At 55.4% G+C, this 11,855-nt stretch carries 9 protein-coding genes and 1 tRNA gene; 9 read left to right on the top strand and 1 reads right to left on the bottom strand.

Annotation, left to right across the window (positions count from 1 at the left end; all coding sequences use genetic code 11):
- The first annotated feature begins 7 nt into the window (after positions 1–7).
- Positions 8–874: a PRD domain-containing protein gene (locus tag CE153_RS00570; protein WP_099594815.1), complete on the top strand. Its 867-nt coding sequence runs from the start codon at positions 8–10 to the stop codon at positions 872–874.
- A 57-nt stretch (positions 875–931) separates the two neighbouring features.
- Here CE153_RS00570 and CE153_RS00565 read toward each other — a convergent pair whose 3' ends face one another.
- Positions 932–2,044, bottom strand: coding sequence for a diacylglycerol/lipid kinase family protein (locus CE153_RS00565; RefSeq protein ID WP_180753350.1), 1,113 nt, complete (start codon positions 2,042–2,044; stop codon positions 932–934).
- Between the two features lie 129 nt (positions 2,045–2,173).
- On the opposite strand from CE153_RS00565, the gene serS reads away from it, so the two are divergent.
- The 8 genes from serS (at position 2,174) to CE153_RS00525 (ending at position 11,834) form a co-directional block, all read left to right on the top strand.
- The gene (gene serS / locus CE153_RS00560) at positions 2,174–3,460 is read left to right on the top strand and encodes a serine--tRNA ligase (protein WP_033500858.1); all 1,287 of its coding nucleotides are present in this window, start codon (positions 2,174–2,176) and stop codon (positions 3,458–3,460) included.
- Between the two features lie 323 nt (positions 3,461–3,783).
- A tRNA-Ser gene (locus CE153_RS00555) sits at positions 3,784–3,868 on the top strand.
- Between the two features lie 698 nt (positions 3,869–4,566).
- Positions 4,567–5,583: an ADP-ribosylglycohydrolase family protein gene (locus CE153_RS00550; protein WP_099594813.1), complete on the top strand. Its 1,017-nt coding sequence runs from the start codon at positions 4,567–4,569 to the stop codon at positions 5,581–5,583.
- A 53-nt stretch (positions 5,584–5,636) separates the two neighbouring features.
- Complete coding sequence (locus CE153_RS00545) at positions 5,637–6,638, top strand: PfkB family carbohydrate kinase (protein WP_099594812.1); 1,002 nt, start codon at positions 5,637–5,639, stop codon at positions 6,636–6,638.
- 115 nt (positions 6,639–6,753) lie between these two features.
- Positions 6,754–8,205, top strand: a complete 1,452-nt coding sequence (locus CE153_RS00540; protein WP_099594811.1) for a purine-cytosine permease family protein — start codon at positions 6,754–6,756, stop codon at positions 8,203–8,205.
- A 36-nt stretch (positions 8,206–8,241) separates the two neighbouring features.
- Positions 8,242–8,802, top strand: coding sequence for a cysteine hydrolase family protein (locus tag CE153_RS00535; RefSeq protein WP_099594810.1), 561 nt, complete (start codon positions 8,242–8,244; stop codon positions 8,800–8,802).
- A 280-nt stretch (positions 8,803–9,082) separates the two neighbouring features.
- Positions 9,083–10,153, top strand: coding sequence for a phosphotransferase enzyme family protein (locus CE153_RS00530; RefSeq protein ID WP_099594809.1), 1,071 nt, complete (start codon positions 9,083–9,085; stop codon positions 10,151–10,153).
- 187 nt (positions 10,154–10,340) lie between these two features.
- Complete coding sequence (locus CE153_RS00525; RefSeq protein ID WP_099594808.1) at positions 10,341–11,834, top strand: amino acid permease; 1,494 nt, start codon at positions 10,341–10,343, stop codon at positions 11,832–11,834.
- The last annotated feature ends 21 nt before the right edge of the window (positions 11,835–11,855 follow it).

Below are 11,855 nucleotides of genomic sequence, written 5' to 3'. Positions count from 1 at the left end.
GGCCGACGTGGACGTTCTTCGCGTATTCAACAATAATGTCGTACTGGCAAAAGACGGCAATAGTGAGGTGATTCTCACCGGTCGAGGCATAGGCTTCCAAGCCAAGCCCGGCCAGCATGTTGACGACGCGAAGATCGTCCGTCGGTTCGTTCCCGCAGATGGCAAGGATCCCGACCATATGGCCCAACAGGTGGCCGGGATCCCACCCGAAATCATTCGTCTCGTTACGGACGCCATGAACCGCACAGGTCTGAAGGAACAGGCCGACCGGCAGCCTGCATTGGTTCTGGCATTATCCGACCATATTTGCGGTGCTATTCGCCGATCGCAAAACAAACAGACCATCGAATATCCACTGGAAGCCGAAGTGCGTTCGCTCTACGCGAGCGAATATGCCAAAGGCAAAGCTCTGGTCGATGCGATGAACACGTATCTGGGCGGCGCCCTGCCGGACTGCGAAGCCGTGGCTTTGGCCCTGCACTTGGTCAATGCGGGCTTCTCCACCGGAGATCTTTCCGCCACATACACCATGACCGGCGTCATCCAGCAAATATTGACGGTCATCGAAGGCTATTACGGCATCAACCTTGACCAGAACAGCGTCAATGTGGCGCGTTTCATCACGCATCTGCGCTATCTTTTCGTGCGCATCCACCAACATGAACAGCTTGATGACGAGCCTGAACCAATCGTGGAATCCATCAAAACCTCATATCCAAAAGCATCGGATTGCGCAAACAAACTCGCGATCATCATCAAAATGCGATTGGATGCAAATCTTTCGCAAGCGGAAATCGCCTATCTTACCTTGCATGTCGCACGAGTGACTTCTCATGCGGCGGAATCGCATGAGAATAACAATATCAATGCATAACCTGCATAAAATGCATAATCGTCGTAATGAATAATTATTGATAATTACGATTAATAGTTACTGATTTACATTGGCAGTATTGTTGTCGGGCGCTTCCGGCACACGCACGCACAACGACTTACGCTCCACGCTGAAACGAATATGCTGCGTTTCGGGAAGCATATCACCGTCAACCTGCGCCAAAACAGGCTTCTCCAACTTGATTTCCGCACTGACGCCCTGAATCTGGTCAACCGTGGAATTCGTGGAGAGCGGACTCTGCTGTGCCTTGCCAGTGATGGTCTGATGCAGCACATCGCCAAACAGATTCGCCCAACCGATCAAACCGCCGGACGTGTCAATAATCTCATAATCGAGGATGCCATCATCGTATACGGCGTCGGGCATGAGTGAAAACACCGGAATCTGACCGCAATTGCCAGCCATGAACGTGCGGAACGTCAGTCCGTGCGTGGTGTGCGTGCTGCCATCCGTGCTGGTGATGGTCACGTCGCCCTTGTACTTCGGGGCGAACAGATTCTTCACGCCCGACACGAAATAGGCGAGCCAGCTGATGTTCTTCTTCAACTCAGGATCGGTGTCATCGATCATCACCGCATCGAATCCGATCCCTGCGATAATAAGGAACGCATGGCCATGATCGGCGGTTTCATCATCGAGCAACGTCAAACGGCCGACATCTATCAAACGTGAGCCGTGAGACGTTGCAACGGTCAACGCCGCATCGATATCATCCACGGGAATGCCCATATTGCGGGCAAACAGATTGCCGGTGCCAATAGGGATGATGCCCAGCGCGTGGCCGGTTCCCGAAAGCGCGCTCGCCACCGTGCGCACCGTGCCGTCGCCGCCAACCGCGACCACTACATCGGCGCCATGTTCCAACGCTTCTAACGCGCAGGCGCGACCATCCTTATCAAGCTGTGTTTCGATATATTCGATCTGCGTAAGATGCTTCGCTTCGCAGAACTCCTGAATATGCTGTTTGCGCTGTTCCGCTTGGGGCTTTGACGGATTGATCACGAACGCATAGTGCACCTGATCGTCGTCGCGCTTGTCGAGCTGCTTGGCAAGCCTACGGCGCTTATATTCGCGCACCGCGAAAAAGACGGACGTGCACACCGCTGCGACCGCAAGAACGACAATCACAATGATAACTGGCATAGGCATGTCACCTATTGTTCACGTAAGACGCGAAAAAAACGAATCAAGCACGATTTATTCGACGATTCCTGCACGTTGTATGCAAAAACGAGAGGCTTGCGGCGAGTGTCGGCTTTCGGCACTAGTCTAGGAATCATGCTTGATATCCAATTCATTCGTGAACATGCTGACGTTGTTAAGGAATCCCAGCGCAAGCGTGGCGAATCGGTCGAACTGGTCGACGAGGTGCTGCGCTCTGACGAGGTTCGTCGTTCCTCTCTGAAGGAATTTGAGGCTGCACGTGCGCAGCAGAAAGAAATCGGCAAGAAGGTCGCCGCGGCTCCGGCCGACGAAAAGGCCAAGTTGATTGCCGAAACCAAAGAACTCTCCCAGAAGGTTTCCGAATACAAGGCCGCAGCGGACGCCGCAGCCGAAGAGTACACCACCGCCATGTGGAAGCTCTCCAACGTGGTTGAGCCGGAAGCTCCGGAAGGCGGCGAAGACGATTACGTGGTGGTCAAGAAGGTTGGCCAGATTCGTGATTTCGCAGCTGAAGGCTTCGAACCGAAGGACCACCTGACCCTCGGTCGTGGCGTTGCCGGCATTGATATGGAACGTGGCGTGAAGGTCGGCGGCTCCCGCTTCTACTTCCTGCGCGGCCAGGTGGCCCGCATGCAGATAGCCATGCTTACCATGGCTGTGGACCAGGCTCAGGAGCACGGCTTCACGTTGGCTATCACCCCGACGTTGGTGCGTCCGGAAGTGATGCGCGGCACCGGCTTCCTCAACTCCCACGCCGACGAAATCTACCGTCTGCGCGAACCTGACGAGCAGTACTTGGTCGGTACCTCCGAAGTGGCGCTTGCCGGTATGCACGAGAACGAGATTCTCGACCTGTCCGACGGTCCGCTGCGCTACTGCGGCTGGAGCTCCTGCTACCGCCGCGAAGCAGGTGCTGCTGGCAAGGATACTTCCGGCATCATCCGCGTGCACCAGTTCGACAAGGTGGAGATGTTCGTCTACACCAAGCAGGAGGACTCCTACAAGGAGCATGAGCACCTGCTGGCCATGGAGCAGGAGATGCTCGGCAAGGTTGAGGTGCCGTACCGCATCATCGATACCGCTGCCGGCGATCTGGGCTCTTCTGCAGCACGTAAGTTCGATTGCGAAGCTTGGGTTCCGACCCAGGGTCGCTACCGCGAGCTGACCTCCACCTCCAACTGCACCGAATACCAGGCTCGTCGCCTGAACATTCGCGAACGTATGGAAGATGGCGGAACCCGCGCCGTTTCCACGCTGAACGGTACGCTGGCCACCACTCGTTGGCTGGTCGCCATTCTCGAGAACCACCAGCAGAAGGACGGCTCCATCGTCATTCCGCAGGCCATGCGTGCCTACATGGGTGGCAAGGAGGTCATTGAGCCGACCAAGTGGGAAGCCTGATAGAGTTTGGGTTTGCTTGGCAGAGTCTGATAGCTTGGATTGCTCGGTTGAGTTTGGCGACTCGGGTTTGTTTATCGGTTCCACTGAGTTGCTCAGCTGCTGAACTGCCGAAGCGGACTTCTGAAATGCGAAATACGGAAGTCTGAGGATGTCTGGCATTTGGCACTTGCCGATTTCTGGCTTTTCTGGCTTATGGGAAGGGACTCGCGGTTGAGCGGGTCCCTTCTTTTTTGTTTTTACCGCATTCTTCCTTTATTCTTGCTCGCTTTCTTCCCCTCGTTCTTTGGGTTGTGCTATATTAGCGTTTCGTGCGTGATGCACATGGGTAGGTGTCTGAGCGGTCTAAAGAGACGGTCTTGAAAACCGTTGAGGTGCAAGCCTCCGCGAGTTCGAATCTCGCCTTACCCGCCTACAAGGCTTACTGAGAGCGCCCTTAGCGCCCGGTAGGCCTTTTTTGTTGCTGCAATTCGGATAAACTCCGCCCAAGTTCGGCTCAGCACCGTCCAAGTCTTAATTCTTCCATCCACTGGAACAATCTTCCCGCTAGGGAGCGCGTGAAAGTCCGTATTCTTCCATCCACTGGAACAATCTCCCCGCTGACGGTCCTGTGAGCGTACCGATTCTTCCAGTGGGTGGAGGATTTGGGTCGCTGGGATGGTCTGTGGCGTACTGATTCTTCCAGTGTCTGGAGGATTTTTCCCGCTGGGGGAGCCGATATGAGTCCATTTTCTTCCAGTGGGTGGAGGATTTTTCCCGCTGAGGGATTCGTGAGCGTCTATTTTTCTCCAGTGTCTGGAGGATTTGGGACGCTGGGGTGGTCTGTGGCGTACCGATTCTTCCAGTGGGTGGAGGATTTGGGACGCTGGGGTGGTCTGTGGCGTACCGATTCTTCCAGTGGGTGGAGGATTTGGGACGCTGGAAGAAAACGCGTCGATACTGGAGAAAACCGCGGATTCGGTCTTTCTTTTGTCCGAAAGACACAGCTTTGATGCGGATGGGGAGCTTGTGGAATATGTTCGATCATTTCTTGATCCGAGCCATTTCACCATGCATGTCACTGTTGGAGAAAGGAGTTTGCGTTGAGTTTGCAGGTGAGAGAACGGGCTATGGGGGCCATGGCTGGGCTTGCGTTGGGCGATGCGTTGGGAATGCCTACGCAAAGCATGTCGGCCGAGCAGATTCGCCGGTATTACGGTGGTCCGATCACGAAGCTTATGAATGCCGTGCCGCAGCAGCCGATCGCGCCGAATATGAAAGCCGGTGCTGTCACCGATGACACGGAACAGGCTTTTGTGCTCGCACAGCGACTTATCGCCGATAACGGCTGCATTGATAACGGCCGATATGCCCACGATTTGCTGCAATGGGAAGCCGCGATGAAGGCCAAGGGATCGCTTGACCTGCTGGGACCTTCCACCAAAGCCGCGCTGCAAAAACTCACCGAAGGCGTAAGTCCGGAAGAGACCGGCCGGTTCGGCACCACCAACGGCGGTGCAATGCGCGCCACTCCCGTGGGTGTCGCATTCCGCCCGGGCCAAGCGCTCGCCGACGCCGCCTGGCAATCCTGTGTGGTGACGCATAACACGGTGCAGGGCATTGAGGCAACCACTTTGGTGGCTGCGGCGGTGAGCTTTGCCGTTGAAGGAGAACGTGACTTTTTGCACCTCGCGGTGGAATTCGTGCAGAAGCTTCCGCAGCGTGGCAATTGGTCGGCAAAGGCCTCGGTGCTTGCGCGTGTGCAGTATTTCATGAATTGGGCCGAAACTGATGGATGCAGGCTTAATGATGACGAATTCGCTGCTGTGCTGCAGCGGGATTGCGGTACCAGCGTGGAGTCGAACGAGTCCGTGGCCGCCGCTTTCGCCATTGCGACGCGTTTTTTTGACGATCCCACGCATGCTTTGTGTTTCGCGGCTTCTGTTGGTGGCGACACTGACACCATTGCGGCTATTGTGGGTGCGATGCTGGGTGCGTGGCATGGTGTGCAAGGTTTCGACGAAACCATGCTTGATCGGGTGCTTTCGCAACTTGATGAAGATAATCACCTTGATTTGGTCGGCACTGTCACGTCGCTAAGCGCGTTACGTGATGATAGTGCGCTTAATGATGCAAATATTGTTTGATCTGCAGGAGCCATGGTTGGCGAAACTATGACGAAAGTGCGAAAGGCATTGCAATGACTGGAAAAGTTATTTCTCTTGGGCAGGTTATTGTCGATCTGACCATGAATGTGGACGCGGTGCCGCGTGCAGGTGAGGATGTGTTCGCCGGCAATGTGCAAACGCAGGTTGGTGCCAGCTTCAACACGCTGTATGCCGTTCGCCGCATGGGCGTTAACGCGTCTCATGCTGGTGTGATTGGTACGGGGCCGTGGGCTTCGCAGATTCTACAAACGTTGGAAAATCAGGGAATTCAGCATATCGGCAAGCGGGATGCCGTTCGCGATTCGGGATTTTGCGTGGCGTTGACCGATGCGAATGCTGAACGGACGTTCATTTCGACGAGAGGTGCGGAAGCGTATGGCAGTGCCGATGCGTTTGATTCCGTGAATCCAGAAAAGCAGGATGTCGTGCATGTGAGTGGATATACGTTGGTGCATCGCACGGCGGACGCACTGCTTGCCTTTGTGAAAAGAACGACTGAACATCGTGAGTTCACTGCTGTATTCGATCCTTCTCCGATGATCGCGACAGTTGATGATGACGTTTTTCGCGCGATGCTCGCATATCGTCCGATATGGTCGTGCAATGAACGTGAGGCAATGTTGATTGTGCAACGTTTGGCGGCGCTCGATAATGGTAATTCTTGCGATTGCAAGGTTTCGCAAGATATTTTGCAAGAGATTGAGAACGCGAATGTCAATGAAGAGACGGTTGCGTGGCTGTGCGATCGATTGCGATCTTCTGTAATCGTTCGCGTGGGTGCGGATGGTGCGTGGTTGGCAATTCCCGGTGGCGAAGTGCTGCGAATTCCAGGTTTTCCAATGAAGGCGGTGGATACCAATGGCGCCGGTGATTGTCACACAGGTGTGCTGTGCGCCCTGCTGTGCGAAGGCGTGCCGTTGAAGGATGCTGTACGTTGCGCCAATGCCGCTTCGGCGTTGGCTGTAACGCGGCGAGGGCCAGCTACCTGCCCTGGTCGAAAGGAGGTTGAGCGGCTTCTGGTAGGATCGTTCTAAGACTTATAGTACAAATGACTATAAGTGGTTATATCATGTGCACAATTGCGCTGATGTGGCGTGCATATAGCCTGCCCGCAGTGTCGCACGGCAGATTCAAGGAGATTAGTTTCACATGAGCAATGAGAAAGGAACCCTCTCCATCGAGGAGCAGGGCATCGACACCATATCCGAAGAGGAGCGTAAGGGTACGCCGGCCAGCCTGTTCTGGCCTTGGTTCGCCGCCAACATCTCCATGTTCGCCATGTCGTACGGTGCGTGGGCGCTTGGCTTCGGCATTTCATTCTGGCAGGCCACCGCCATGACCATCATCGGTGTGGTCGTCTCGTTCCTGCTGGTCGGCATCATTTCCATCGCAGGCAAACGCGGCAACGCGCCCACCATGGTGCTCACCCGCGCCACGTTCGGCGTGGAAGGTGCCAAAGTGCCGGCGGCGTTGAGCTGGATCGCAACATTGGGCTGGGAGATTTCACTGACCACCACCGCTGTGCTGGCGCTATCAAGCACCATCGAAAAACTCGGTTGGGGCTCTGGCGCCGCGCCCAAGATCATCTCCACCATTGTGGTGGTAGGCCTTGTGGTGGTCGCAGGTATTTTCGGATACGACCTGATTATGCGCTGCCAGCAGGTCATCACCATCGTGACCGGTGTGATCACCGTCGGCTTCTTCATTCTCGGCTGGGGACATATCGACTTTTCCGCCATTAACTCGGTTCCTGCGGGATCATTGCCGGCCATGCTCGGCTGCTGCTTCTTCGTGATGACCGGCTTTGGCTTGGGCTGGGTAAACATCGCTGCCGATTACTCGCGCTATCTGCCACGCAAGTCCTCTAATGGCGGCATTGTGTTCTGGACCACGTTCGGTGCGTCCATCGCCAATGTGTTCCTGATTTTCTACGGTCTGCTGCTGGCTGTTTCCAATGCCGATATGGCTGAAAACGTTGGAAATGATCCGATTGGTGCCATTGCTTCCATTCTGCCGACCTGGTACTTGATTCCGTACACCATTGTGGCCGTGCTCGGTTTGATGTCCGGCTCCATTATGGACAATTATTCCAACGGGCTTGCGCTGCTGTCGTTCGGTGTGAAGTTGACGCGTACTGTGGCTGCCGCGCTCACCGCCGCTTTGACTGTGCTTGGCGTGGTCTACGTGACTTTCTTCTCTGACACGTTCATTGGCCCGTTCCAAGGCTTTCTGACCACGCTCGGTGTGCCGATGGCCGTATGGGCTGGCATGTTCGTGGCCGATGTGATCATTCGCAAGAAGGATTACAGCACTGCTGATTTGTATGATCCGAAGGGTCGTTACGGTGCGTGGAACGGTAAGTCTTTCGCCATTCTCGTCGTCGGTACCGTGCTTGGTTGGGGATTGGTGGTCAACACTGCCGCCAGCTGGCTGAACTGGCAGGGTTATCTGCTGTTCCTTATCGGTGGCAAAGAAGGTAGTTGGGCTGCCGCCAATCTTGGTGTGATTGTTGCGCTGATTATTGGTCTTGCGGGATCGTTGATGTTCCAGCGCGGCGATATTGCCAAGCAGGAAGCTGATCTGCCGGTTTCGGAAGCATGAGTTGATTGTTGCGATAATACAAGGAAAGGAAAAGTCATGATTGCGGAAGATGAATGGCTGGTAGTTATCGACAGGCAGCGTGTTTTTGCGGAAAGTGAATGGTCCGCATGGGCTTGCCCGGACGGCTCCTATCACACTACTGATGAAGCGTTCGCACGATTGGCTAGGGCGTTCGGCGATCGTGTGGTCTACACGCGATATGTTGCGCCTGAGCCGCCGCAAAACGCTTGGGTTGATTATTTCAAGAATTGGCCGCAGTTTTTGGTTGCTCCCGACGATCCGATGTACGATTTCACTGCAGACACCGCGGAATTGGCAAAGGGCCATGCAGTGGTCAGCCGCGACACTTTCGGCAAGTGGGGAAGCGTGCTGAGCGAAGCCATTAAAGGCGCTAAAAAGATCACGGTATGTGGTGTTGCCACTGATTGCTGCGTTCTGACCACCGTGCTCGCTGCTGCCGACAGCGGTGTGGCAGTGCGCGTTGCCGCCGACGCCTGCGCCGGTAGCTCTCCGGAAAATCATCAGATGGCATTGAATACCATGGCGTTGTTCACGCCACTGGTTACCGTCACTGATACTGATTCCATCGTAGGATAGGTAAGGACTTGGATTCTGCGGGGGTTTGTTGAGTTCTGCTCAGCAAACCCCGCTTTTTTGTATGTCGTGCATATTGCGCCAAAACTTGGATGATGCTCGGCTGGCATCGGTAATGAGCCATTAATCTTGCGGTGCGCTTTTGTAACTGCGGCGTAACAGTGCGGTGGTGATTGTAACGGACGATTCCGGCACAATCGTGGGTATCGACAGTTTCGTGAAGAGGTTTTACTGACGGACATGTCTCTCACAGGAAAAATCCCATGTATGAATCGAGGCCACCATGGCACAGCAGATCACTAGCTTGCTTGACGATCCTACGCAAGCGGTCAGTCTAGACACTTTCAGTGGGCTCACCAAAGGATGCCCCGCACCATTCTGGCTTTTCCAAGGCGTTTGCGCGGCTTGGGGCATCGACCACCAGCGGGCGCAACTCAACCTCATCACCGTATCCGAGAACGCGACGTTCCTGCTGTTGCTGGACGGCGAGCCCCAAGGCGTGGTACGTGTCTCGCAGCCGGGCTACGTGGGAGGTCCCGAGGCGGTGGCGTCGGAAATCAGCTGGTTGAATGCGTTGCATGATATCGAAGGTATCAGCCTGATCAATCCGGTTCCCACCATCCGTGGCACGTTCGTAACGAAAATCACCGATCTGAACGGTGTCGGTTGGACGGTGATCTCCACGAAATATGTGGAAGGAACCGTGCTGGAAGATCTTGAGAATCCTGCACCGTATTACGAGACGATCGGTGAATGGGCTGCGAAATTCCATGAGCAGTCGCGCACGTGGAGCAAACCGTACGGTTTCACCCGCTTCAATTGGGATCTTTCGAACATGGTCGGTCCGGCACCGCGTTGGGGACGTTGGGAAAACGCCAATCTCACCGACGAAGAGAAGCAGCTGTGCGACACCGCGCTGTGGAAGGCCATGGACGTGGTGATGAAAGTGCCGAGAACCAACGAAACTTGGGGGCTTATCCATGCCGACCTGCGCCCGTCGAACGTGATTCGCGGCAATGACGGGAGACTGACCGTCATCGATTTCGACGATGCCGGATACAGCTGGTATCTCTACGATTACGCTTCATCACTGAGTTTCATCGAGCATGAACCGTATGCCCCCGATCTTGCCAAGGCGTGGGTCAGGGGATACCAGCGCGTCGCAGGTTCGTTCACGGATGGGGAACTGCATATCATGTCCGCGCTTTCCATGATCCGACGCATGCAGATGCTTGGCTGGACCACCAGCCACCGTGAGGATGCCCTGCCCGACGGTCTCGCTGCACAGCAGGCTCCCGGCAGCGTGATGTGCGCGAAAAACTATCTTGAGGATCCGCTCTGGCTGCTGCATTAGGCAAGTTGCATGAAACAAGCGTGATTACGCAGAAACCAGAAAATCCAAGAAATCCAATCGTAAGCACGTAAAAATGCGCAATTACGAAAATCTTAATTTTCATAACTTAACAACATCTGACCGCAACCAACCAAACGAGGAATCAATGGCATAACTCGCCGAACAATAAGAGAGGAAGGCGATTACAATGACTGCGTCAACTGTTTCGGGACGATCGATAGGCGGCGTGACCTACGTTGAAACCGACAAGGACTATTTCGCAAAACGACAGCTTAAGCGAACCGCGGGAGCGTTCGGTCTATGGGCCATCGGCATTTCCGCGGTGATCTCCGGCGACTTCTCCGGCTGGAACGGAGGCATCGCCCAAGCCGGATGGGCTGGCATGCTGGTGGCCGCCATCGTGGTGTACCTCATGTACGTGCTTATGCTCAACTCCATCAGCGAGATGGCGTCGGCCATGCCGCACACGGGTGGCGCGTATTCCTTCGCGCGTGCCGCCATGGGTCCGTGGGGCGGCTTCTTCACCGGCCTTGCGGAAACCATCGAGTATGTGATGACCGCAGCCACCATCGTCTACTTCTCGTCGGCATACGCTGATGCGATCCTGTCGAACCTGACCGGATATTCGCTTGACGATCATGGCTTGGCTTGGGTTTGGTGGCTTGCCTTGTATGCGATTTTCGTAGTGGTCAATTGGCTGGGCGCCGAAACGTCGTTCCGTTTCGCCGAAGTCGTGTCGATCGCCGCGCTCGCCATCGTCGCACTGTTCGGTATCGGCGCTTTCGCCACTGGTAAGGCCGATTTCTCCACGCTGCTCAATATCACGCCTGCCGAAGGCAACTCCGCGTTCCTGCCGTTCGGCCCAGGTGCCATCTTCTACGCCATGCCGTTCGCCATGTGGTTGTTCCTTGGTATTGAGCAGCTGCCTCTGGCTGCAGAGGAAGTGCGTGAGCCGGAAAAGAACATTCCGAAGTCGTCCCGCCTGTGCATTTTCACGCTGGGATTGTCCGCGCTGATCATCGTGTTCCTGAACCCGGCTGTGGTCGGTTCCGAAGCGCTCGCTGGTTCCGATGAGCCGTTGCTGGATGGCTATCGTGCGATTCTGCCGGGCAATCTCGCCGCGGTGCTGTCCGCATTCGCGTTGATCGGTCTGCTCGCTTCCATCCAAGGCATTATGTTCGCGTATGGCCGCAACCTGTATTCACTGTCCCGTGCGGGCTATTATCCGGCGTTCCTGTCGCTGACCGGTAAGAAGAAGACGCCGTACTGGGGTCTGGTCGTCGGCGCGATCATCGGTTTCGCAGCCCTGTTCATCATCGCGTACGGCGGTGATGGCGCCGGTTCGGTGGTGTTGAACATCGCCGTGTGGGGTGCGGTGCTGGCATATCTGCTGCAGATGGTTTCCTATGTGATCCTCAGGAAGAAGATGCCTGATATCAAGCGTCCGTTCACCAGTCCGTTCGGCGTGCCGGGCGCGGTAATCGCAGGTTTGCTTGCATTCTGCATTTTCGTTGCCGTGCTGCTGAACCCGGATTATCGACTGGCCGTCTACGCCATGGTGGTCATCTACGTTCTCGCGACCATCTTCTTCGCGGTTTACGGACGTAAGCACCTGGTGCTTTCTCCGGAAGAAGAGTTCGCCGCTTCCGGCGGAAAGGTCGCATATAAGACTGAAGACTGACTGATTTTCTGCGATTATCGT

The sequence above is a fragment of the Bifidobacterium sp. N4G05 genome (assembly GCF_002742445.1).
Taxonomy (GTDB): Bacteria; Actinomycetota; Actinomycetes; order Actinomycetales; family Bifidobacteriaceae; genus Bifidobacterium; species Bifidobacterium hominis.
The sequence above is the reverse complement of the archived record's forward strand: the minus strand, read 5'-3'. Positions and strand labels throughout refer to the sequence as shown.

Bases quoted from the DNA above. Each gene is read 5' to 3' on its own strand.
- CE153_RS00565 (WP_180753350.1), bottom strand. From the start codon at position 2,044: ATGCCTATGCCAGTTATCATTGTGATTGTCGTTCTTGCGGTCGCAGCG.
- serS (WP_033500858.1), top strand. From the start codon at position 2,174: ATGCTTGATATCCAATTCATTCGTGAACATGCTGACGTTGTTAAGGAA.
- CE153_RS00550 (WP_099594813.1), top strand. From the start codon at position 4,567: ATGGGGGCCATGGCTGGGCTTGCGTTGGGCGATGCGTTGGGAATGCCT.
- CE153_RS00545 (WP_099594812.1), top strand. From the start codon at position 5,637: ATGACTGGAAAAGTTATTTCTCTTGGGCAGGTTATTGTCGATCTGACC.
- CE153_RS00540 (WP_099594811.1), top strand. From the start codon at position 6,754: ATGAGCAATGAGAAAGGAACCCTCTCCATCGAGGAGCAGGGCATCGAC.
- CE153_RS00535 (WP_099594810.1), top strand. From the start codon at position 8,242: ATGATTGCGGAAGATGAATGGCTGGTAGTTATCGACAGGCAGCGTGTT.
- CE153_RS00530 (WP_099594809.1), top strand. From the start codon at position 9,083: ATGGCACAGCAGATCACTAGCTTGCTTGACGATCCTACGCAAGCGGTC.
- CE153_RS00525 (WP_099594808.1), top strand. From the start codon at position 10,341: ATGACTGCGTCAACTGTTTCGGGACGATCGATAGGCGGCGTGACCTAC.